Source organism: Leptolyngbya sp. AN02str, assembly GCF_050565595.1.
Taxonomy (GTDB): Bacteria; Cyanobacteriota; Cyanobacteriia; order Elainellales; family Elainellaceae; genus Kaiparowitsia.
This window is the reverse complement of record NZ_JBNXVR010000016.1, coordinates 98717-120566: the sequence shown is the minus strand read 5'-3', so window position 1 is coordinate 120566 and position 21850 is coordinate 98717. Positions and strand designations below refer to the sequence as shown.

Annotated in this window: 20 protein-coding genes; 9 read left to right on the top strand and 11 right to left on the bottom strand. The window is 52.4% G+C overall.

Features of this window, described 5'->3' with window-relative positions:
- Positions 1-174 precede the first annotated feature (174 nt).
- On the top strand, positions 175-708 hold the full coding sequence (locus tag ACQ4M4_RS14290; RefSeq protein WP_430685172.1) for a YkgJ family cysteine cluster protein: 534 nt from the start codon (positions 175-177) through the stop codon (positions 706-708).
- On the opposite strand, the gene ACQ4M4_RS14285 is transcribed toward ACQ4M4_RS14290, so the two are convergent.
- A complete protein-coding gene (locus ACQ4M4_RS14285; protein WP_430685171.1) occupies positions 705-1202 on the bottom strand; it encodes a molybdenum cofactor biosynthesis protein MoaE in 498 nt (165 codons plus the stop codon). The genes ACQ4M4_RS14290 and ACQ4M4_RS14285 overlap by 4 nt on opposite strands.
- Positions 1203-1255: 53 nt before the next feature.
- Entirely contained in the window at positions 1256-1621 is a 366-nt protein-coding gene (locus ACQ4M4_RS14280; RefSeq protein WP_430685170.1) for a hypothetical protein, read from the bottom strand.
- A 353-nt stretch (positions 1622-1974) separates the two neighbouring features.
- On the opposite strand from ACQ4M4_RS14280, the gene ACQ4M4_RS14275 reads away from it, so the two are divergent.
- Positions 1975-2823 (top strand): YdcF family protein, encoded by an 849-nt coding sequence (locus tag ACQ4M4_RS14275; RefSeq protein ID WP_430685169.1) that lies wholly within the window; start codon positions 1975-1977, stop codon positions 2821-2823.
- Here the strand turns inward: ACQ4M4_RS14275 and ACQ4M4_RS14270 are convergent.
- Positions 2791-3828 (bottom strand): aspartate carbamoyltransferase catalytic subunit, encoded by a 1038-nt coding sequence (locus ACQ4M4_RS14270; RefSeq protein WP_430685168.1) that lies wholly within the window; start codon positions 3826-3828, stop codon positions 2791-2793. The two genes, ACQ4M4_RS14275 and ACQ4M4_RS14270, sit on opposite strands and share 33 nt — an antisense overlap.
- Before the next feature lie 157 nt (positions 3829-3985).
- On the opposite strand from ACQ4M4_RS14270, the gene ACQ4M4_RS14265 reads away from it, so the two are divergent.
- Positions 3986-4606 carry a hypothetical protein gene (locus ACQ4M4_RS14265; RefSeq protein WP_430685167.1) on the top strand — a complete coding sequence of 207 codons (621 nt, stop codon included), beginning with the start codon at positions 3986-3988 and terminating at the stop codon, positions 4604-4606.
- A gap of 272 nt (positions 4607-4878) precedes the next feature.
- Here the strand turns inward: ACQ4M4_RS14265 and ACQ4M4_RS14260 are convergent, their stop codons facing one another.
- Positions 4879-6051, bottom strand: coding sequence for a glycoside hydrolase family 10 protein (locus ACQ4M4_RS14260; RefSeq protein ID WP_430685166.1), 1173 nt, complete (start codon positions 6049-6051; stop codon positions 4879-4881).
- Positions 6052-6438: 387 nt separating this feature from the next.
- Between ACQ4M4_RS14260 and ACQ4M4_RS14255 the strand changes: the two genes are divergently transcribed.
- The gene (locus ACQ4M4_RS14255) at positions 6439-7881 is read left to right on the top strand and encodes a hypothetical protein (RefSeq protein WP_430685165.1); all 1443 of its coding nucleotides are present in this window, start codon (positions 6439-6441) and stop codon (positions 7879-7881) included.
- 102 nt (positions 7882-7983) lie between these two features.
- Here ACQ4M4_RS14255 and cobM read toward each other — a convergent pair whose 3' ends face one another.
- Both cobM and lgt read right to left on the bottom strand, forming a co-directional pair.
- The gene (cobM, locus tag ACQ4M4_RS14250; RefSeq protein ID WP_430685164.1) at positions 7984-8838 is read right to left on the bottom strand and encodes a precorrin-4 C(11)-methyltransferase; all 855 of its coding nucleotides are present in this window, start codon (positions 8836-8838) and stop codon (positions 7984-7986) included.
- Between the two features lie 229 nt (positions 8839-9067).
- Entirely contained in the window at positions 9068-9967 is a 900-nt protein-coding gene (gene lgt / locus ACQ4M4_RS14245; RefSeq protein WP_430685163.1) for a prolipoprotein diacylglyceryl transferase, read from the bottom strand.
- 405 nt (positions 9968-10372) lie between these two features.
- Between lgt and ACQ4M4_RS14240 the strand changes: the two genes are divergently transcribed.
- Positions 10373-11188: a tryptophan-rich sensory protein gene (locus ACQ4M4_RS14240; protein WP_430685162.1), complete on the top strand. Its 816-nt coding sequence runs from the start codon at positions 10373-10375 to the stop codon at positions 11186-11188.
- Between the two features lie 151 nt (positions 11189-11339).
- Here ACQ4M4_RS14240 and ACQ4M4_RS14235 read toward each other — a convergent pair whose 3' ends face one another.
- On the bottom strand, positions 11340-12104 hold the full coding sequence (locus ACQ4M4_RS14235) for an MOSC domain-containing protein (RefSeq protein WP_430685161.1): 765 nt from the start codon (positions 12102-12104) through the stop codon (positions 11340-11342).
- Positions 12094-12261 (bottom strand): hypothetical protein, encoded by a 168-nt coding sequence (locus tag ACQ4M4_RS14230; protein WP_430685160.1) that lies wholly within the window; start codon positions 12259-12261, stop codon positions 12094-12096. The genes ACQ4M4_RS14235 and ACQ4M4_RS14230 overlap by 11 nt, the downstream gene beginning before the upstream one ends.
- Positions 12262-12413: 152 nt before the next feature.
- Between ACQ4M4_RS14230 and bcp the strand changes: the two genes are divergently transcribed.
- From bcp to ACQ4M4_RS14215, 3 genes are all read left to right on the top strand, one after another.
- Positions 12414-12884 carry a thioredoxin-dependent thiol peroxidase gene (bcp, locus tag ACQ4M4_RS14225; RefSeq protein WP_430685159.1) on the top strand — a complete coding sequence of 157 codons (471 nt, stop codon included), beginning with the start codon at positions 12414-12416 and terminating at the stop codon, positions 12882-12884.
- A gap of 404 nt (positions 12885-13288) precedes the next feature.
- Complete coding sequence (locus ACQ4M4_RS14220; RefSeq protein ID WP_430685158.1) at positions 13289-13744, top strand: NUDIX hydrolase; 456 nt, start codon at positions 13289-13291, stop codon at positions 13742-13744.
- Between the two features lie 116 nt (positions 13745-13860).
- Positions 13861-14709 (top strand): alpha/beta fold hydrolase, encoded by an 849-nt coding sequence (locus ACQ4M4_RS14215; RefSeq protein WP_430685157.1) that lies wholly within the window; start codon positions 13861-13863, stop codon positions 14707-14709.
- Positions 14710-14933: 224 nt separating this feature from the next.
- Here ACQ4M4_RS14215 and fghA read toward each other — a convergent pair whose 3' ends face one another.
- The 3 genes from fghA to ACQ4M4_RS14200 form a co-directional block, all read right to left on the bottom strand.
- Positions 14934-15794: an S-formylglutathione hydrolase gene (gene fghA, locus ACQ4M4_RS14210; RefSeq protein WP_430685156.1), complete on the bottom strand. Its 861-nt coding sequence runs from the start codon at positions 15792-15794 to the stop codon at positions 14934-14936.
- Between the two features lie 17 nt (positions 15795-15811).
- Positions 15812-16927, bottom strand: a complete 1116-nt coding sequence (locus ACQ4M4_RS14205) for an S-(hydroxymethyl)glutathione dehydrogenase/class III alcohol dehydrogenase (protein ID WP_430685155.1) — start codon at positions 16925-16927, stop codon at positions 15812-15814.
- A gap of 187 nt (positions 16928-17114) precedes the next feature.
- The gene (locus tag ACQ4M4_RS14200; RefSeq protein ID WP_430685154.1) at positions 17115-17315 is read right to left on the bottom strand and encodes a hypothetical protein; all 201 of its coding nucleotides are present in this window, start codon (positions 17313-17315) and stop codon (positions 17115-17117) included.
- A gap of 609 nt (positions 17316-17924) precedes the next feature.
- Here ACQ4M4_RS14200 and ACQ4M4_RS14195 point away from each other — a divergent pair.
- A complete protein-coding gene (locus tag ACQ4M4_RS14195) occupies positions 17925-21290 on the top strand; it encodes a type ISP restriction/modification enzyme (RefSeq protein ID WP_430685153.1) in 3366 nt (1121 codons plus the stop codon).
- The last annotated feature ends 560 nt before the right edge of the window (positions 21291-21850 follow it).

The following is a 21850-nucleotide window of genomic DNA, read 5'->3' as shown; positions in this document are numbered from 1 at the left end:
CAATCGGGCAAGCTCAGCAGGTCAGTAATCTGATGGATGAGCGCTCTAAAATCATCCAACTTTTGGGCCTACCTTACTGCCGTTACTACCTGCTTAATTAATTCCCAGCAACCTGCGGAATATCGGTGCGTAAGCCCTGTTGATCATCACAAGCACTAAATTTTGAGCATAAACGTGGTTTCTTTCTCTTCTGCAAATCTCGATCCGCTTGATGCCCAAATTGAGCAACGGGTTCATCACATTCGTGCCGTTCGCGACTGGTGGCCGTGCCAAAAAGGGTGCGATCGCTGCTGTCGTCAGTTGGCAACGCCGCCCGAACTCACCGAGGCAGAATGGGCGCGAGTGGATGCAGCAGTTGCGTTGCTTCCCGATACGGTGCATCAATCCATTCGCGATCGCATTCACCAACTTGTCAACCAAATTGTGGGAAACATGGTGCAAGGCTCGGTTATCTGTCCTTATCTCGATCAAGAGGCAGGCGCATGTTTGATTTATGAGGCTCGTCCGATTGCCTGTCGTACCTATGGGTTTTATGTGGGGCGCGATCGCGATCTGTATTGCACGATTGTAGAGACGGAAGTGGAAAATCGGGGCGATCGCACGATTATGTGGGGCAATGCGGACTCAATGGATCATCAGCTAGCGCAAGCCGCCGGGAAACCCATCCCGTTTGAGGTGCATTATGAAGAAATGGGCGATCGCGCCTAACAATCTGCTCCGGGTTGCTCGCAAGCGCCAATGCTGACCCAACTAGTGGAGCCATCGGCCCAGTGTTCCTTTTTCCAGATGGGGGCGTTGTGCTTGAGGGTATCGATCGCGTACTTACAGGCGGCAAACGCCTCGGAGCGATGGGGACAGCCAACCGCCACCAGCACGCTAATTTCGCCAACGGTGAGCTTGCCCGTGCGGTGATGGATGACCACGCGGGTGGCATCGGGCCACTGCTGGCGAATTTCTGCCGCAATTTGCTGAAACACGCGAATCGCCATCGGCTCATAAGCTTGATATTCCAACGCAACCACGGCCTTGCCTTCGGTGTTGTTGCGCACCATGCCGCTCATCACCACCACCGCACCATTGGCTGGGTCATCGGCCAGTCGATACACCTCCTCTAGCGACAGCGGCGCAAAGGTCATCGCCATGCTGTCTTGAGGGTAAACATCAACAGGCATGGGAGCAGTAAAGGTGAGTCCAGCGTTCATAGCAATTGATTCATCACAATTGAGCAGGTGGGAAGGGGCGATCGCTCCAAGCTTTAGGGCTGAGCTGCCATCAGGAAGGATGGCGTTTCCAAAATGTGGAAGTAAACCAACCCAGCGACTACCAGCGTATACAACGTCGAAGTTCCTAGCCCAATGAGCAAGCTGCGGCGCAGATTGGTTTGGGGTTTATCCACCAACATATCCGTTGCGCCAAACTGCATCATGACAATGCCAGCCACATTCGACAGCCAATAACCCACCACCGTACCGGGCAAAAACCATCCCGGCATAACCCACTTCACCACATAGCCAAAGGCGTAGGCAATCGGCAGGTTAAAGAACAGATCATTCCACCACGACAAGGGCGACAGCATATAGCCCAATCCTACCAAAAACCCTCCTCGCAGCTTTTTTAGCATGGCGATCGCCGTTCTACCTCACGAACTCTTTGGCACGAACTCTTTGGGCTAACCCGTCTTGCAAAGTCACGTTGTCCGCTTCGCGTGCAAAATTCCGAACTGCAACCCTCACTGGGAATGTCATGAACTGACGACTTTTGCAATCCTTTGCAATACTCCATGCTCCCAATGTACGGGATTTCAGCCACGAATGCGCCACAAAATCGTTAGCCCAAGGGCCACCATCAGCGCAATCTCATCCTAAAGATGGGAACCCAACGCCACTTGTAACAATCTGCAATAGTGTTCAGAACGATGGGTCGAACTTGCCAAAGCCTGACGTGGTTCCTGGCTAACAATTCGGAGCAACTTTTATGAACATTGGGTTTTTCTACCATTGGATCACGCTCACCGCCTCGCTCACCTGTTTTAACGACCAGATCACCTATCGCTGGATATGGTGGACAACACGCGGGATGGATTGGGCCGATCGCGCCATGAACTCGCCGCTGATGTATTCGGTGGGCGCCGCGTTGGTGATGTTGGTTCTGCTGCGGCGATCGCTCCGGCGAAATCGTCGAGTTGCCATGCTGCTGCTCATTGGCGGCTTCAGCATTGTGCTGTTGCGATCGCCCCTATTTGTACCTATTGGCAATCAGCTCATGGTACAAGCCTTACCCCCCGATCGGGGGCAATCGGTCGATGCCATTGTCGTGCTGGGGCGCGGGCTAGAACTGCGGCCACAGCGAGTGGCGGCGGCGCTGGCGCTCTGGCAAAACCAACGGGCTCCTCGCATTTTTGCCAGTGGCCGGGGCGATGGTGCCGAAATTACAGCAGCATTGCAGCAGCAAGGCATTCCGGCCAATGCCCTGGCAGAAGAATCGTGCTCGCGTACCACCGAAGAAAATGCAGAATTTACCGCCGCTGTCCTGAAACCCAAGGGCGTCCAATCTATTCTGTTGGTGACCGACCCCACCCACATCATGCGATCGTTCCTGACGTTTCGCAGCTTTGGCTTTCAGGTGGTGCCCTATGTGAGCGCTGTGCCAGAGCACATGAGCGTCAACTATCAGCGACGCATGGTGGTGCGTGAAACGCTGAGCCTGGTGGGCTATGGGCTGTTGGGGCGCTATTTCCCTCGGGGCGATCGCATGCTTGCCCGTCTGAATGCCATTGCTGGCGACGACCCATCACGACTTGCCACCACCCATCAAGTAGAGTAAAGCCATTCGCACCGCCACCCCACTCGTTACCTGTTGCGAAACCAAGCTCAGGTCGGGGTCATCCATCAGATCCGAACTAATTTCCACCCCTCGGTTCACCGGGCCGGGATGCATCACCTTCACATCGGGATTGCACAGTTTGAGGCGATCGCGAGTAATGCCAAATTGCTGATGATATTCCCGCAGGCTGGGCAGCAGGTGGCTGGTCATGCGTTCTTTTTGCAGGCGCAAGGTCATCACCACATCGGCATCCTGCAAAGCTGGCTGGAGCGACCAATGCAAAAAGAGTTTGCGGGGGAAGTTGGGGAGTGAGGGATTGGGAGGGGGGAGTAGGGTTGAGTCGGCAGTGGGGTGAATGAAGTCGGCAAAGAGCTTGGGGAGCAGAGTGGGCGGACCAGCCAGGTGCACTTCGGCTCCGCTCGCTGTTAGGCTCCAAATATTTGACCGAGCCACGCGAGAGTGCAAGATATCGCCCACAACGGCAATTTTTTTATCTTTCAGCAGCGATAAGCGAGGATGGTCAGCATCCAACTGAGAGCAAAGGGTAAATAAATCCAGGAGTGCTTGCGAAGGGTGTTCGTGCAGTCCATCTCCAGCGTTTAGGACACCAACGTTGGTTTGTAGCCGATCCATCTCTGCGGCGATCGCCTGCGGAACCCCAGCCTCTTTGTGGCGAATCACCATCATATCGGTGCCCATGGCCAGGTAGGTTTTGGCCGTATCCAAAATGGTTTCGCCTTTGGTGAGCGACGAGGTGCCCGGAGCAAAGTTGAGAATATCAGCCGACAGGCGCTTGGCCGCTAGCTCAAAGCTGCTGCGCGTGCGGGTAGAAGATTCAAAAAACATCGTCGTCACCACTTGCCCCTGAAGCGCTGGCACTTTTTTGGTGCGGCGGGTTAGCACTTCGCCAAAGCTGGCTGCGGTTTGCAGCACCGTGTCATATTCAGCAGGGGTAAAGTCGGCCAGAGAAAGGACATGGCGACGAGTCCAGGAGGAAGAAACCATAGGGAAAAGACGAAACGTTAAGGGTAAAGCAGATGCCTGAGGCGAAATTTGCCAGGTTCAATGAAATCAGCGCAGAATTGTCTGGAACAATACCAAACGATTGTGAATACGTTTCTGAATAGGGACGCTAATATCCGAATCAAATCGAAATCAAATCATGGGTTTATCAATGAGCCGAATTCACTATAAATCGCTTTTGCGCCTTCTGGTTGGGACAAGTTTGGCGGCGGCGCTGGCGGCCTGTGGCGGTGGGCAAGACCCCGCAGGCGATCGCCCCGGTACAGCCGAGTCTCCAGCAACGTCATCTCAGGGATTGCTCTCTCCAACCACATCCCCATCCGCCGCGCCCGCTGCCCCGAATGCGACCCCATCCGCTGCTCCCAACACCACGCAAGCAGATGCGGCAGGCGAGGTTGTGCCCTCCAACGGGGCTACAACCACCGTGACGGTCTACCAAGCTGATGAGCAATGTGTCAATTTTGAGCCGCAGCAGGTGCAGGTACCGGGCGATCGCCCCATGGAAGGTGCCGTTGGAGAAATCTTGAAAAAGCAAGGCGCGGGCTATTTTGACCTATCGGGCTACCGCGTCAGCGTGAACGATGGTGTGGCCACCGTCGATTTGCGCATGAGCCCTGATTCCGATCGCAAAATTGCCTCGCTCTCAGCCTGCGAACAGTTTGCGCTGTTTGGCAGCCTCCGCGAAACGCTAACGAAAAATACCGCCTGGAACATTCGCGATGTACGCTTCACCGAACGTGGCGAAGAAATTGTGCTGTAGCAGTCTGCCATGCACGAGCCCTCAAACCGAGCTTCATTCACGGGGGCGATCGCTTGAAACCTGAACTCTAAGCGGTTGCGATCGCCCGCCTTAGATATCAATTCCCAAAATGCAGCGCGACCTCTTTCAACCCAGTTGAAAGAGGTTGTTTGCAAACGTGTGTGGTTGTGTGCTGTAGCAGGGCTGCATCGCACCCTTGCCACAACACACAATTACCTGTCTAAGACATCACTAATCGCCCACTCCCGACTCCCCACTCCCGCTCTTTCCCCTTAATCAAACCCCAAATTCCTCGGCTCTGGCCGCCGAGCTGGTGTGGGGAATAGCCCTCGAAATAGGGAATCTCGATTACCGAGTGTTTCGTAAAAGAAAAAAGCAACCCCGGCATAGCCGCGATCGCGCACCGCTTCCACCTGCTCGTTGATCAGGCTCATGTCGGTGATGTTGTTTCTGAGTCCAGCCAAAATGCCAATGGAAACAGGCAAAAACTCCTTGGCCGTTTGTACATCAGCGCGATCGATTTCAAACTCAAACCGCTCCATGTTGTAGCGATAAACCTGCACAATCAGCTCATCGATCAGGCCGCGCCGTTCCCAACTGCCCCAGTCTTGCAAATATTCGTCGTAGGAGAACTTGCGCGGATTGGGCGACATCGAAATCACACAGTCGGGGTTGATAGCCTTGACCTCAGTGACCACTCGGCGCATCAATTGGGTAATTTCGTTGGCGCGCCACCGCACCCAGTCGGGGTCGCGGGCATCTTCTGGGGGTTCGGCTCCGTTGTGTTCGGCCTTATATTTGTTGATGGTGATGGGATCGTAGCCAAAGGCAACCGGAATGCCAAAGTGGTCATCAAGCTGAATGCCATCGACTCGATAGCGGCGCACCGCTTCAGTCAGCAAATTCACCATAAAGTCCTGAACTTCGGGATGGGACGGGCTGAGCCATACGCGAGGAATGACGCCACCTTCCATCCAAATTTGGTCGCCGTCGCGCTTTTGGGTAACCCAGTCGGGATGTTGCTCCACCAGCTCCGATTGAGCCGGTGCCATCAGCCCAAATTCAAACCAGGGAATGACCGCCATGCCCTGACGATGCCCTTCGACCACCATCTCGCCCAGCATGTCGCGTCCGGCAAATCCAGGATAAGGATCTTGCTCGATGCCAAAGGTGGCCAGGGCCGTAGGGCTAGGATATTGGGTATAGCCGCCATTCCATACCGTGGGATACAGCGTGTTGAAGTTGAGATAGCGTAACCGACGCAGCCCGCTCACCACATTTCGGCTCGAAAAAAGCACTTCGCTGTCAATGTTGGTCAGCCAAATGCCTCGCAGTTCGGTCATGGGCGGGTTGGCCGTGGCCGCAATGGGAAGATGGAGCAACAGGGCGATCGCCATGCCAATCGCCAACAATCCAGAAAACCAGCGAAGACGAGAAAAAACCATAGAAAACAGGCCAAACAGAACCGCTGTCAGTTGTTCAGGTGTAGAACACCAGCCGTCAATCAACGGCTTTCTAGTTGTACCGCTTATCTTTCGCAGTTACGCACTTTGTCCTCAAAAAACAGCGGAACCTCGCGAATTTCTTTTTGGATACTGAAGCTACAGGTAGACGGAAGACGCAGCATTTTATGTTTCATCAGACTGACGCAAATCCACTAAATCTCATGTGTTGTGGATGGGGGGCTTCGACTCCTATCCACAACACACATGCATAAGTCCTGAGAATCTTGAGTTGTGGGCCGAGCCAACGACTCAGCATTCAAACCTTTAGATTCTGTACGAAGTGCGTAAGTCCTGTTTCAATTGGGAGGAGTCGAGTTTCGGTGGTTTATGCTGAGTCGCACGTCGGCCCGTCGGTCGTCTCATCCTGTGATCCGCGTGGTCAATCGAGCGATCGCTGCGATCGCTTTGGTGAACCTGGGGCTGGTCGCGTTTGATTTGAGCTATGTTTCCTGGCGTGATACTTATTTGCGGATCGATCCCGGCTTTACCACTTGGTATGGAGCGCAGTTCAAAGGAATTGAGCCCCATCGAGTAACTGAATCTTATCTAGATGCGGTCGATACGTTTGTCAACAGTGGCGGGCTGAATGCTGCCGATGCCGACGCCCAGCTAGAAGACTTACAGAACCGCAGCGCCGAAATCATTAGCGAAAATCCGTTTGAAATTGCCAACAAATCGGGTACGCTGGAGCGCATCAAGCGGCGCATGCGCGAAGAAGTGAATGTGGACAGCTCCACGCAGGCATTTCAAGAATTTTGGAGCCGCGAGTATTTGGAACAGGAAGGAACAGCCAATGCGATCGCCTTTTTTAACGAGCGCATTCGTCCCCTGATGGCTGCCAACTACTACCGAGGCATTGGCGAAAACGGGCTTCCTATCGATCGCTTTTGGTTGATTGACCGTTGGTTTGTGGCCCTGTTTGCCGCCGATTTTTTGGTTCGCACGGTTCACTTAGCGCGGCGCTATCGCGGCACAAATTGGTTTGATGCGGTGCTATGGCGCTGGTACGACCTGCTGTTTTTCCTTCCATTTTGGCGCTGGCTGCGAGTCGTTCCCACCCTGGTTCGGGTTGATCAATCTGGGCTGATTAATCTATCCCCAGTGCGCGATCGCATCATTCATGGAGTGATCACTAGCTTTGCCGTTGAACTCACCGAAATTGTGGTGCTGCGCGTAGTGGAACAAATGCAAGACATCATTCAACAAGGTGACGTGGTGCGCTGGATGCTCAATCCCGAAAACCGTCGTCGCTATGTGGATTTAAACGGCATTAATGAAGTGGATGCGATCGCCCAGGAACTCACCAACCTGTGGGTGTACCAAACCATGCCCAAACTCAAGCCCGAGCTAGATGCCCTTGTGAGCCACAGTATTGACTCCGTCCTTCAGCAAGCGCCCGCCTATCGCAGCCTCAGCCAACTTCCCGGCATTGGCGACGGAGCCCAACGCTTGCGCGATCGCCTCATTTCCGAAGCCACCAGCACCGCCTACCACAGCGTTACCGCCGCCCTCGAAGATGAAAAAGGCCGCCAGCTGACTAGCAAACTCGTGGAACGCCTGGGCGAAACCTTGCGCACTGAACTGGTGAACGACGGCACGCTAGAGCAGCTGGAAGCGCTGCTGGTTGATCTGCTAGAAGAAGTGAAAGTCAACTACGTCAAACGCATTGCCACCCAAGACATGGAGCAACTGCGCCACGAAACCCAACATCTTTACGCGCTCACCCAAGGCAGCAGGCTTACCCTCCAACAAAAACCGACCAAACCCTAAGCCCTATTCCCGCCTCCCCACTCCCTAATCCCACGGGAGTGATGGATAAGCAAAAATGGGCTTTTCTGAGGTTTTCGCGCCGCGAAAACCTCAGAAAAGCCCTTAATCCCTCTTCCCCACAGGCCGAAACAAATGATCATGTTGGGGATTGTACAGGCGCGATCGCCATTCATGGGCGGCCTCTTTATCCACCAGCGGTTTCAGCGCCGGACTGATCACATACAGCGTCGTGCGAATCAGGTTTTCGCGGGCCGTCACATCGGCAATTTCATCCAGGCGGGCCAGCCACACCTTTTCATCCGGCCAGCCCAGACGAAAGCACACGGCCACGGGTGTTTCGGGAGGGTAATGCTGCATCAGCTTGGCCTGCGACTCGGTCACGTGGCGAGCGCTCAAATACAGACACAAACTCGCCTGATGTGCTGCCAGCGATGCCAATTCCTCGGCCTCTGGCACCTGGGTGCGTCCGCTGATGCGCGTCAAAATAATGGTTTGCACCAATCCAGGCACGGTTAATTCCACCTTGAGCCGAGCCGCTGCCGCCTGAAACGCACTAATTCCCGGCACCACCTCAAAGGGAATTTCGGCTTCGGCTAGGGCTTGCATTTGCTCGTGCAGGGCACCGTATAGGCAGGGATCGCCATCGTGCAGCCGCACCACTTTTTTGCGCGATCGCGCCCGATCGATCATCAGCGGCACAATATCTTCCAGCGTTTTGTCGGCAGTGCGCACCAGTTCGGTATCAGGTCGCACGCCTTTCAACAACTGCCGAGGCACCAGCGAATCGGCAAACACCACCACATCGGCTTCCGCCAGCAGGCGATGTGCCTTGACCGTTAGCAACTCTGGATCTCCTGGCCCTGCCCCAACAATGTGCACCGTGCCCACGGCCCCAGGCACGGCAGAACCCTGAGAGAAATCGATCGCAGATTCGGAACTGTGGGGCGAGGTCACCATAAAACGGATTCAATCCTAAATTTGACGAGCAAGCAAACTTTGAGAGGGTGTCTGAGAAGTGTTAGGCGATCGCCCACATCGACTTTACCTAGCCCAACCCAAGAAACATTGGAATTACCAAAAAATTTCCGGATGCTCTCTACCCAAAGGAGTAGAGAGGAATGGTAGATGCACCCTGATTTCAACCCCGGAGGAAACTTCGGGGTTTTCTTTTGGCTAAGTCGGCTTGCTAAATGCGCATAGAGCGTGACGAGGAAGATGAGCGCGATCGCCCTGCCTTCACTCGGCTACCTGGCAGCATTTTGTTAAACCCGTAGAGCCACACCAGGCCTGCAGTTCCCAAAGCAATGCCAACCAAACTCACAACCTGGGCAATCCGCAACGGCCCCAGCATCAAGCTATCCATGCGCAGCCCCTCAATCCAAAAGCGCCCCGCACTGTAGGCAATCAAATACACCAAAATCAGCGTGCCCAATCGCAGTGGCAGCTTGCCACGCAACCCCTGAAAAAACAGCACCAGCAGCAAGCCAAACACCCCAATATTCCACAACGACTCGTACAAAAACGTGGGATGAAAATACTCAAACTGGGTATAGCCCGGAGGCCGCTGCGATAGGGGAATAAACAGCTTCCATGGCACATCTGTTGGGCGACCAAACGCCTCGGAGTTAAAGAAGTTGCCCCATCGACCAATCGCCTGCCCCAAAATGAGCGAGGGCGCGACCACATCGGCCAGTTGCCAAAACGACACGCGATTGATGCGGCTAAACAAGAATGTGGCCAGCGATCCCCCCAAAATTGCCCCGTGAATGGCGATGCCCCCATGCCAAATTGCCACAATTTCAGCCGGATTTTGGGCGTAGCTCTCCCACTCAAACAGCACGTAATACAGCCGTGCAGCAGGAATCGCCGCCAGCACCAGCCAAATCGCCAAATCGCCAATCAAATCGGGATTGACATGACGACGCGATCCGAGATACTGCGATAGTGTCACCCCAATCAGCACCGCAGAGGCAATCAAAAAGCCATACCAGCGGATTTGCAATGGCCCCAAATCCACCATGATTGGGCCAGGAGAGGTGAATTGCAACAGGTGCAATACGGGATGCAAGGAGAGTGGGAGCAGCATCGAAACAACATCCTCAGCAAATGCTTTGACAGTGTATCAAACGGCGTATCAAACCGTGTATCAAGCGGCTAATCTTCGGTGGGAATCCTCCCATTTCTGCGCCAAGTTGATAGGGAGTTAGGCAGTTGATTGATGTTTGGAGCGCTTAGCACTCCAAACATCTCAATCCTCTGTTTTTTCGGAGGACGTGCGTCCGTCCTATATGATTTGGCGAGATAGGATTGGGTCAGTTGGGAACCCATTTACCCAATCCATTCACCAAACCCATCCATCGAATCCGTTAACTGAATCATCCGTTGACGGAATTGCTTCGTCCCTAAGCTTGAGCCCCAGGCCTAACGTGCGACAGATCTGCGATCGCCCTAGATTTTCTACAATCAAAATGGATTGCACATAACAACATCTATGAACTCTTCCCCCGAACAATCTCCAGCGTATCGCCAACCCCCCGATCGCCTGCGCCAGTTTATTGCCGTGTTTACGGTGTTGGGGTCGTTCATTGTCAACTTGCTCTCCAATCTTTATCCCATCAATGGGCAAAACATTGGTGCTATCTCCAACACGTTGTTTGGCGATGTGTTGATTACCCCAGCCAACTACGCCTTTGCCATTTGGGGATTGATCTATATTGGGCTGCTGGCATTTGCGGTGTACCAGTTTTTGTCACCTGCTGAGCAGCACCCGCAGTTGCAATCTATTACCTACTGGTTTTTGCTGGCATCGCTGGCTCAGGGCGTTTGGGTGTATTTATTTTTGGCGCGGCAGTTTGGGTGGTCGGTGTTGGCCATGCTCATTATTTTGGGTAGTTTAATCGCCATTTTCTTGCAGCTGCATAGCCACAAACGCGCCAGTTGGAAAGAGCGCTGGCTATTGCGCTATCCCTTTGGGGTGTATCTGGGATGGATCGCGGTGGCTACGGTTGTGAATGTGGCGATCGCCCTCTACGGTGCTAACTGGAATGGATGGGGAATTGCTCCCGAAATTTGGACAGTGGTAATGATGGTCGTGGCCGCAGCCTTGGCAGCCGCGCTGTTGTGGCAATATCGCAGTTTTCCCTATGCATTTGTGGCGCTGTGGGCATTGGTGGCGATCGCCATTCGGCAGGCCGATGTTCCCCTAATTCAGGTAACGGGCTGGGTGCTGGTGGCGCTACTGGGTGGGTTAGTCGCCTATACATTTCGCCGAAAGCCGCGCCTTGCAAAAGCAGATTACAACGCATAGCAAAGGCATGGCATTCAAACCTCATCTTTAACAAGCATGAACCCTCTTTAACAAGCATGAACCCTCCTGCATGAATCGCTGCGTGGCATTACCGCGCAGCGATTCATGCTTTCAACAAGCCATTCGTGCAGGAGGTTGATTGCGATGGGGTTTAGCCCAAGCTGTGAAATTCGGCAGGATTCCAGTTGTATACCTCTGAAACTCGGCCATCTACAAAAACCACACCCTCGGATTGCAGAGCGATCGCCTGATGAGGCAAATGCTGGGTAAGCAAGCTGCCATCGGCAGCAACAATGCGGTGAACTGGCAAAGACGGGTCAGACTTCTTCAGCATGGTGGGAATGGCGCGGGCATAGCTTTGAGTGAGGCCCAGCGCCATCAGCAGTGCCTTGGTACGCACCACGTGGCCAGAGGGAATACGAGCCACAAATTCCTCGAACTTACCGCGAGTCGTTTCGGGAATAAACGGTAAACGGAAGGGTAAGGGAACCACGCGATCGCCCGGTCGCACAAGGCCATCCTGCACCACCATGCCCAACATGCCACGCTTGCCGATCAAATCTTTGGCCAAGCCCGGTTGAATGCGGTTGAGGTTGGAGCAGGGTTCGCACAGAAACGTGATGCGAATTTGGGCGCGATCGCCCACCTGCACCACCGTTCCTGAGGGCAGCGTTTCGACCCAGCTATCCAGCAGCAAATTTTCTTGAATGGCCCCTGGCGGCAACCCAAACATACTGAGCGCTGGGGCACTCGCCATCAACACCTGCCGAGGACTGCCAATGATTGCATGGGCATCGCCTTCAATTCCTAAACCCCGCTTTAGGACCAACTCTGAGGCGGGCTCGACCCCCTGGCCGTGCGCTCGTTTGATAAACAATCCCGCCACCGACAAACTCAAACTCGCGTCAGAATCCACACCCAACTCCCGCAACGCTGCACTCCATCATGCCCACATTCCCGTTGGGTTTTGTCACACTGCCCCATCGCGATCGCAGATCGGGGCGATCACGGCAACATCCCGAAATAGTCGTCACCACCATAAAATTCAGCATCACCTGAAATCTTGATTTCACAAGGCTTTCACAAGCCTTGCATTTTTTGGAATTTGGCGAGGGGCGATAGAATGCGGTATGAACTTATGTGAAGAACGGTGGCCCCTTTTTCGATATGAGCGGGCGCTGCCGTTCTCATCCCACCCTAGCGTTTACAGATATCAGGTTCCACCATGGCTCTTCAACTCGGCGATCGCGCTCCCGACTTCTCCTTGCCCGATGGCGAGGGTAATACCGTCAGCCTGGCCGATCTGCACGGCAAATGGGTTGTGCTGTATTTTTACCCCCGCGATAACACCCCCGGCTGCACCAAAGAAGCCTGCGCGTTTCGGGATGCCTATGCCGACTTTCAAAGCAGCGACGTTGTGGTGTTGGGCGTCAGCACCGACGATGCCAAATCCCATACCAAATTCACTACCAAGTTCAACTTGCCGTTTCCCCTATTGACCGATGCGGATGGGGCCATGGCCACTACTTACGACAGCTACGGCCTGAAAAAGTTTATGGGCAAGGAATATATGGGGATTAGCCGCAAAACGTTTATCATTGACCCCGATGGAAACATTGCCAAAATTTATCCCAAGGTCAAGCCGGAGCAGCATGCAGCCGAGGTGCTGGCCGATCTGGCCACCCTCAAAGGTTAAAAGGCCAGGTTGCCAAGCATCACAAGTCTGTAGCTTGCCCGGTAGCTCTTCACACAGGCGGCCCATCGGCTTTGTGGGAGGCTTCAACCCCCCGCTTCTCTCAACGGTTGGGAGGCCAGATGGTAAAGCAGGTAATACGGGCTCCCGCTCAGATAAACTTTGAAGGGCTCCAAATCTCCTAGAAACGGTCAAACCGGGTTTTTAGGTCACCATTTGCTTCAAGCCTAGAGGCTCGATCTTTAGGCTTGAATGAACTCTGTCATCCCTCACACTTCGTACGCTAATGTAGAGACGATAAGGGTTTGAACTCCAGGGTTGCACAAGAGAAACCAGCGATCGCCCTCTTGGTTACAAGGGGCCGCAGTCAGCAGAGATCCATGCATGTCGCGCACGAGTGAGTAAATATGCAGCAACTTTGGCGGTACTTGCAGTCAGCATTGGGAGTGATTTTTCGTCATCCCATTACCGGAACTAGCGTGATTCCAGTTTTGCCTGATGGCAATATCGTGTTAATCCGGCGAAGCGACAATGGACTGTGGAGCTTGCCCGGTGGCATTGTTAACTGGGGAGAAGACATTCCCACATCTTTGGAACGCGAACTTGAAGAAGAGACCGGGTTGAAGATTGTGTCGATGGGGCGGTTGGTGGGTGTGTATTCCTCTCCCAATCGTGATCCTCGGTTTCATTCCATTTGCGTTGCTGTTGAGGTGAATGTCAGCGGCAGCTTCGAGGTCCAAGACAAGCTCGAAGTATTAGACATTCGGGCCTTTACCCCAGGTGATATTCCCAAAGACGAACTCTCCCACGACCATCGCCAACAGTTGCAGGACTATTTTTCGGGAGCGACCCGTTTGGCTTAAGGTTGGGCGATCGCTCTCCTGCATTTAGGGGAAATGACTAGAGCGATCGCCAGAAGTGGTGTAGGGTTGTCTTGTAAAGAAATGTTTTTCCTTGTTGATATCAAAATTCCTTCAGGATGACTCTACCCATTCGTAATTCTCGACTGCGGCTATCGCAAGGGCAGCTTTTTTGGTGCGAAATTGGCCAGGGCACACCCATCGTGTTTTTGCATGGCGCTTGGAACGATAGCAGTCAGTGGGCCACTGTTATTCAGCAGTTGGGCATTCAGCAGTTGGGCAAGCACCGCGCCTACCGCTACCACTGCCTCGCGCCCGATCTGTTGGGCTTTGGTGAATCCGAACGCCCCAAGGTTCATTACTCGGTTCACTTACAGGTCGAGTGCTTGCTAGAGTGGCTCGATGCCCTACGCCTCGCCCAAGTGTACATTGTTGCCGAGGGGTTGGGAGCCTGGGTAGCGACGCAGCTCGCGCTCAAATATCCCGAACGGGTACAGGGTTTAGTCTTGCTGGCTCCAGAGGGGATTTCCATGCCCCAGGCTGCCAGTCGCTGGCGATGGGCACGGTGGCTCACTCAGCCTGTGCCGATTGCCTATTGGCTGCTGCAGGCGATCGCTCCCCTGGCAAAGTTGATGAAGCGATCTGGCCCAGCAGGCCTGTTGCAACAGCGTAAAATTTGGCGGCGATCGCCCGTTGCCTGCCAACTCTTGTTTCAACGTCGCCACGCCGAAATTCGAGCCGAGCAAGTCCAAACTCAGCTTCCTTGGCTCACTGTACCCGTGCGCCTCCTCCAATTTGAGGGCGATCGCTCCATTGGCACCGCTTTGACTCAAGCCTATGCTGCGGCTCTGCAAGTGCCTGTAACGCTGCTACCCGGAGACGAAACCCTACTGCTAGATTCACCCGAATCCATCACCACCCAAATTGAAACCTTTATCGATAGCGGTCGCGATCGACAAGCGGCCTAATGCCAACCAGAACCCTCATCAGCCCCCACCAACGGAAGTATCCGTATTTAACGTGAGTTTTGGATAAGCTGAAGCGCCCATTTTTGTGTGCGCGTTGCGCACACAAAAATGGGTTTTTCTGAGGTTTGCGCACCGCGCAAACCTCAGAAAAACCCTTAACCGAACCTGACGTTATTTACCTAATCCCTAGCCCCTAGCTCCTAACCCCTAACTCCGAACTCTTCTCACTCGACCAACGCTGCCGCATGGTAAGCCAGATGCTCACCAATAAACGAGGCGACGAAGTAGTAGCTGTGGTCGTACTCGGGCTGCATGCGCAGGGTGAGGGGGTAGCTTGCCGCATGGCACGCATCGGCAAATACCGATGGCTGGAGCTGTGTTCCCAAAAAGGAATCGGCATCTCCCTGATCGATCAGCAATCGCAATTGTTCAGATGATGTTTTGATCAGGTGCAGCGGGTCGTACTCCTGCCAATCATCGGGATTGGTGCCCAAGTAGTTGCTAAATGCCTTTTGGCCCCAGGGAACTTGGCTTGGCGTGACAATGGGCGAAAACGCCGACACGCTCTTGTATTGCCCCGGATTTTTTAGGGCAATTACGATCGCCCCAAACCCACCCATCGAGTGCCCCGAAATGCTCTGGCATCCCGGCTGAATGGGAAAGTTAGCAGCGATCGCCTCTGGGAGTTCCGACACCACATAGTCATACATGCGGTAGTGTTTGGCCCAGGGTTCTTGCGTGGCATTCAGGTAAAATCCGGCTCCGGTGCCAAAGTCCCAATCGTCGTCTTCTCCCGGCAAGTTGCAGCCGCGTGGGCTGGTATCGGGCGCAATCAAAATTAGCCCATGCTGTGCTGCATACTGCTGTGCTCCCGCCTTGGTCATGAAATTTTGCTCGGTGCAGGTAAGGCCGCTGAGCCAGTACAGCACCGGACAGGGTTGGGTTTCGGCCTGGGGTGGCAGATACACCCCAAAGTTCATTTCACAGTTCAGCACGGTGGAGGTGTGGCGATACACATCCTGCCAGCCGCCAAAACTACGATTTCGGCTCACTCGGGTGAGCGCAGTTGGAGAAGGTTGAGTCATAGCAGTGAGCGATCGCGTTACGAGCCGTAGACTATCACGGAACGAATGCTCTTTCCGGCATGCATCAAGTCAAAGGCAGTGTTGATTTCGGATAAGGGCATCGTTTGGGTAATGAACGGATCAATCTGGATTTCGCCATTCAGGTAGCGATCCACATAGCCGGGAAGTTGCGATCGCCCCTTCACGCCCCCAAAGGCCGATCCTCGCCATACGCGTCCGGTGACTAGCTGGAATGGCCGTGTGCTAATTTCTTCTCCAGCGCCCGCCACACCAATGATGGTGGACTCACCCCAGCCCTTGTGGCAGGCTTCCAGCGCTGCCCGCATCAGCTGCACATTGCCCACACATTCAAAGCTATAGTCGGCTCCACCATCCGTCAGGTCAACAATCACTTGCTGAATCGGTGCGTCGTAATCTTTGGGGTTGACGCACTCGGTCGCGCCTAGCTGCATCGCCAGTTCAAACTTACTGGGATTCAAGTCCACGCCAATGATGCGTCCAGCCTTGGCCATTACAGCTCCCTGCACCACACTCAGGCCAATGCCGCCCAACCCAAACACGACGACGGTGGAACCCGGTTCGACCTTGGCGGTATTTAGCACGGCACCAATTCCCGTGGTGACACCGCAGCCCAACAAGCACACCTTTTCCAACGGAGCCGCTGGATTGATTTTGGCTACGGCAATTTCGGGCAGCACGGTGTATTCGCTAAAGGTGCTGGTGCCCATGTAGTGGTAAATGGGTTCGCCATTTTTGCGAAAGCGGCTGGTGCCGTCGGGCATCAAGCCTTTGCCTTGGGTGGTGCGAATGGCCTGACACAGGTTGGTTTTTCCCGATAGGCAAAACTTGCACTGCTTGCACTCTGGCGTGTACAGCGGAATCACATGATCTCCAGGCTGCACACTGGTGACACCTGGCCCCACCTCTTCCACAATGCCGCCGCCCTCGTGACCCAAAATCGTGGGGAAAATTCCTTCTGGATCTTTGCCCGACAGCGTAAAGGCATCGGTGTGGCATACGCCTGTTGCCACAATGCGCACCAATACTTCACCCGCCTTGGGGCCTTCTAGGTCAATTTCTTCGACAACCAATGGCTTTCCAGCTTCCCAGGCGATCGCAGCTTGCGTCTTCATTCCCAAACCTCTTCAAACCAATACGGTCTCAGCACATGGCCAAAACCACTTGCATCCTAGCACCCAAACCCATGAAGCACTGAACACACAAGCGTTTCTTCAGTTGTTTACCCAAAAGCTGGGGTGTGGCAGGGAAGGGCGATCGCGCGATCGCCCTTCCCTGGTTATTTCCGTAGATGACCAGCCGCTATCTCACCAGCACGGTCATCACTTTGCCATTCGCAAACGGTGCGGGAATGATGGGGGTGAACTTCACTCGGTCATTCACTAGCTCTTTCACCATCATTTCATTCATGATGTGAACGACTTGCTCTCGCGTGCCAATAATCCAAATCTGCGGCTTGTCGGCCTGCTGCGTGGGCAACAGGTCGTTAAACTCTGAACTCATATTCGGTTCCTCGCTAATGCAATGGAGATGTGTGGAGAAGAAAAGCTTAAGGCGTGGTACCCAACCACGTGTGTAGCATTAGCGAGGTGAAACGATAAAATCGATCCAGCCTAGCCCTCTGCCCGTTTCAGAGAGTTAGGTTAGCTGGTTAGGCGTGTGTCCAGCACTCCTAATCAGCGTCCTCACCTTAAGCTCGTCTGTTAATCGAATCGCCGGAACGAATTCCGGTATCGCCCACCATAAAACGAAACGCCAAGAGATCACAAGTATCACCTAGCGTTTTGTTATAAATTCTTGATCTTTCAGCAACATCCCGTGCAAGGCTGGAACTCAGCGTATTGCCAACCGTAATGCACCTGCTCGCCTCCGTAAGAAATCTGAAAATATGCTGAAAGCTTTCCTGAAAATCCCTTAACTACATATGCTGATAAGCAGTTTGGCTGGGCTGCTAGACTCACGACAGGCCATAGCCCTGTAGACGGATCAGATCCGTTAGAGCCTCAAAACTTGAGCTATTTTGGAACACTTCGTAAAAAAGTTGCAACCATGAGATCTGTGTGAGCTACACTGGACGCGCCAATAAAGGCAGAGCTTTTGCTTCACTTCTCCATGAATTTGACTTTAAACTCCGCAATCTCGACGTTTGGAACCGCAGCTAGAGCAAAGCTAGCAAACATTGCAGCTTCAGGTCAGCCGGAGGATCAGTTACGTGCTCCATTAGAAGGGCTAATTGTTGACCTCGCTGAACTGTGTAGCCTTCCCCGTAATGAAGTTGCAACTGTTGGAGAGACATCGCTCGCTGGGTTGAGAACCCGTCCAGACTACGCAGTTACGGTTCGAGATGCGCTTGTCGGTTTCATCGAGGTCAAAGCTCCAGGGAAAGGAGCTCATCCAAATCGTTTTAGAGATCGGCACGATAAAGAGCAGTGGAAAAAGCTCCAATCACTGCCCAACCTTATCTATACTGACGGCAATGAATTTAGTCTTTGGCAGAGCGGGAAATTAGTAGGTTCTGTCATTAAACTTGAGGGAGATGTTGAAACATCGGGCAATGCTCTCCAAGCACCGCCAAGCCTGCTAGGTATTTTTGAAAATTTTTTCCAGTGGCAACCCATTCCTCCAAGTGATGCTAGACAGCTAGCTGAGATTAGTGCCCGGTTATGTCGTCTTTTGCGGGATGAGGTTACTGAGCAACTTGAACAAAATAATCCAGCTTTAACGAGTCTCAGGGAAGATTGGCGTCGTTTGCTATTTCCAGATGCAGACAACGCACAATTCGCTGATGGATATTCTCAAACAGTAACCTTTGGTTTACTAGTAGCCCGAGCAAGGGAAATTCGACTAACTCAAGGATTAGACCGAATTTCTCAGGAACTTGGTCAAACAAATTCTCTGATTGGCACGGCTCTCCGGGTTTTAACTGATGATGCGAATACCCGAAGAGCCTTACATACTTCACTCGATACATTAACTCGTGTACTAGATGCTGTGGACTGGGGGACAATCAGCAGAGGCAATCCTGATGTCTGGTTATACTTCTACGAAGATTTTCTAGCCATTTACGACAAGGAGCTTCGGAAGCAGACGGGCTCTTATTACACGCCTCCCCAAGTTGTCGAGGCTATGGTTCGGTTGGTGGATGAGGTGCTCCAGAGCTCAAATCGTTTTAATTTACACGGTGGTCTTGCATCACGAGATGTGACTATTGCTGATCCTGCCGTTGGAACAGGAACATTTTTACTCGGTGTATTAACTCGCATCACCGAAATAGTTAGGGCAGATGAAGGCCCTGGAGCGGTACCTGCAGCAATCAACGATGCAATACGTCGCCTTATTGGGTTTGAACTTCAGCTTGGCCCTTTTGCAGTTGCGCAATTGCGACTCCTTGCTGAGCTTACCAAACTGATTGATGATGTACCATCAACGCCTCTGCGCATGTTTGTTGCTGATACTCTGGGAAGCCCATACGAAAGTGAAGAATGGATTCCTAAGCTCTACAAGCCAATTGCCGAGTCACGTGAGCGAGCAAATCAAATCAAAAAGCAAGAGCCTATTACAGTTGTGATTGGCAACCCACCTTACAGAGAGAGAGCTAAAGGACGTGGCGGATGGGTTGAGCAACGTAGTAAAAACTCTGCTGAACCCGCACCTCTTGAAGCATGGATTCCGCCTACTAATTGGGGAGTTGGTGTACATGCAAAGCACCTGCGCAACCTCTACATTTACTTTTGGCGTTGGGCAACTTGGAAAGTATTTGATCAACATCCGGAGGAAAATTCTGGAATTGTCTGTTTTATCACGGTCGCGGGATTCCTTAACGGACCTGGATTCGAACAAATGCGAGACTATCTCCGTCGCACTGCTAGCGAGATATGGGTCATCGATTGCTCGCCGGAGGGACATCAGCCAGGAGTTAAGACTCGAATTTTTCAAGGAGTACAGCAGCCTGTATGCATTGTGCTTGTTGCCCGTACCTGCGAAACAGATACAGAAATACCTGCCCGCGTTAAATTCTTAGCCTTGCCCAAAGGACACCGTGACGAGAAGTTTGCAGCCCTAAAAAGGGTATCGTTAGATTCGTCAGAATGGGTGTATTGTTCATCAGATTGGAGATCCCCATTCTTACGTGAGCCGAGACGCGAATGGTCAACTTTTCCCGCCCTTGAAGACTTGTTCCTTTACAACGGATCAGGTGTTATGCCAGGACGTACATGGATTATTGCCCCTGATTCACAATCATTACAGCAGCGTTGGCAAAAACTTATTAACGCTCCAGCAGCTCAAAAAGAAACGTTATTTCATCCTCATCTTCGAGGAGGAAAACTAGGCGACAAGCATAGCAATAAAGTAGTGAATCAAGGGTTGCCAGGTTATGATGCTCGTCTTAGTACAGTCGCTAATGAGCGCGGAGATTGCATTACACCCAGGCGTTATGCTTTTCGTTCGTTTGATAGACAATGGATTATTCCCGATAATCGTTTAATAAATCAGCCTAATCCAGCTTTATGGGAAATGTTCTCAGAACATCAGGTATACTTAACTGCGTTTCAACGAACATCACCATCATCAGGACCTGCATTTACGTTGACAGCACTAGTTCCCGATCTCCATCATTACAAAGGATCGTTTGGTGGCCGTGTCTTTCCTTTATGGCAAGATAGAAACGCTCTCACCCCAAATATTGTCCCGCAGTTAATTTCATATCTAAGTGAAAAATATCAATTTGAAGTATTGGCCGAAGACGTTTTAGCATATCTTGCGGCAGTAGGTGCTCACCCTGCATTTACAGAGCGTTTTCAAGCTGATTTAGCCAATCCAGGCTTGCGAATTCCATTCACTTCTCATGGCAACTTGTTCTCTAACGCCGTTGAAATTGGAAAAACTGTAATTTGGCTTCATACCTTTGGCGAAAGATTTATAGACCCTAATTCTAATCGGCCTAATGCTCCCCGGATTCCGGGTGATGCGGCTCCTCGGATACCTATTAAAGGAGCGATCTCACAAGATTCTGGGGAAATGCCAGACACTATTGAATATGACAAAACTAACCATAGACTCCTGGTTGGCAATGGATATGTTGAGAGAGTCTCACCGCAAGTTTGGAAATACGAAGTTTCAGGTAAACAAGTACTACGCCAATGGTTTAGCTATCGCAAAGCAAATCGAGAACGTCCAATTATTGGCAATCGTCGGCAACCATCACCACTAGACAACATTCAACCAGATCACTGGTTAGCTGAATATACAACAGAACTAATCAACTTACTGCACGTACTTGAAAAGTTAGTTCAATTGGAACCCATACAGGAAGAGTTGCTTGAACAAATTTGTACATCCCCAATAATTACAGTCGATGAACTCCGATCTGCGGGTGTATTGAATAGGGCTGGTACCAGAGCAAGTCGAACTAAATCTACAGAAAACCCAGATCAGATTTCGATTGATTTTTCTGGAGGTGATAGTCTTCAAACTTAAAGAGAAGCTAAGAGGTAGAGATAGAGGAAGAGTAAACCTAGATTTTAGCAAGCGACAGCCAGTTAATAAGTCGATGGAGCGGGCAATTGAGAGATTTTGGTGGTGAAGCCAAAGTTTTTTATTGCCGCTCATCTTGGTCGTTGTTGTGCTTTCACAATGAAGAGCCACCGGGATTTTGAACGTTTACATTCATGCCGGTTTCTCCGCCACCCAGTATGAACGGTGGAGTTAACGTCCTACTATGGGTTGTTGAATCTACCGATCCTTCATGTACACCCGACCAAGGCGCAGGCTGGCTTAAGAGCAGACTGCCACCACCAGTAAACAACTTGGAGCAATGGAAGCTGAATGATAATTTTCGGCTCAGATTTTGATCAAAGAGCCGTTTCAAGCCGCACTCATCGAAGCAATGAAACGGCGATCGCGATTAGTCGGGACTCCTGCTTTTGCTTCTTCTCCTCCCCTTGCTATCGGTCGTAAGGTTAAAATTACGACATACCGCTTTTAGGAAAAGACCTCAAATCAGGCTGCTCAATTTCTAAAGCTGCTACTGTTTCGGG

Coding starts and splice junctions, on each gene's coding strand:
- ACQ4M4_RS14255 (WP_430685165.1), top strand. CDS start 6,439: ATGCTGAGTCGCACGTCGGCCCGTCGGTCGTCTCATCCTGTGATCCGC.
- cobM (WP_430685164.1), bottom strand. CDS start 8,838: ATGGTGACCTCGCCCCACAGTTCCGAATCTGCGATCGATTTCTCTCAG.
- ACQ4M4_RS14265 (WP_430685167.1), top strand. CDS start 3,986: ATGGGTTTATCAATGAGCCGAATTCACTATAAATCGCTTTTGCGCCTT.
- ACQ4M4_RS14215 (WP_430685157.1), top strand. CDS start 13,861: ATGACTCTACCCATTCGTAATTCTCGACTGCGGCTATCGCAAGGGCAG.
- fghA (WP_430685156.1), bottom strand. CDS start 15,794: ATGACTCAACCTTCTCCAACTGCGCTCACCCGAGTGAGCCGAAATCGT.
- bcp (WP_430685159.1), top strand. CDS start 12,414: ATGGCTCTTCAACTCGGCGATCGCGCTCCCGACTTCTCCTTGCCCGAT.
- ACQ4M4_RS14240 (WP_430685162.1), top strand. CDS start 10,373: ATGAACTCTTCCCCCGAACAATCTCCAGCGTATCGCCAACCCCCCGAT.
- ACQ4M4_RS14270 (WP_430685168.1), bottom strand. CDS start 3,828: ATGGTTTCTTCCTCCTGGACTCGTCGCCATGTCCTTTCTCTGGCCGAC.
- ACQ4M4_RS14285 (WP_430685171.1), bottom strand. CDS start 1,202: ATGAACGCTGGACTCACCTTTACTGCTCCCATGCCTGTTGATGTTTAC.
- ACQ4M4_RS14200 (WP_430685154.1), bottom strand. CDS start 17,315: ATGAGTTCAGAGTTTAACGACCTGTTGCCCACGCAGCAGGCCGACAAG.
- ACQ4M4_RS14220 (WP_430685158.1), top strand. CDS start 13,289: ATGCAGCAACTTTGGCGGTACTTGCAGTCAGCATTGGGAGTGATTTTT.
- ACQ4M4_RS14260 (WP_430685166.1), bottom strand. CDS start 6,051: ATGGTTTTTTCTCGTCTTCGCTGGTTTTCTGGATTGTTGGCGATTGGC.
- ACQ4M4_RS14280 (WP_430685170.1), bottom strand. CDS start 1,621: ATGCTAAAAAAGCTGCGAGGAGGGTTTTTGGTAGGATTGGGCTATATG.
- ACQ4M4_RS14205 (WP_430685155.1), bottom strand. CDS start 16,927: ATGAAGACGCAAGCTGCGATCGCCTGGGAAGCTGGAAAGCCATTGGTT.
- ACQ4M4_RS14275 (WP_430685169.1), top strand. CDS start 1,975: ATGAACATTGGGTTTTTCTACCATTGGATCACGCTCACCGCCTCGCTC.
- lgt (WP_430685163.1), bottom strand. CDS start 9,967: ATGCTGCTCCCACTCTCCTTGCATCCCGTATTGCACCTGTTGCAATTC.
- ACQ4M4_RS14195 (WP_430685153.1), top strand. CDS start 17,925: ATGAATTTGACTTTAAACTCCGCAATCTCGACGTTTGGAACCGCAGCT.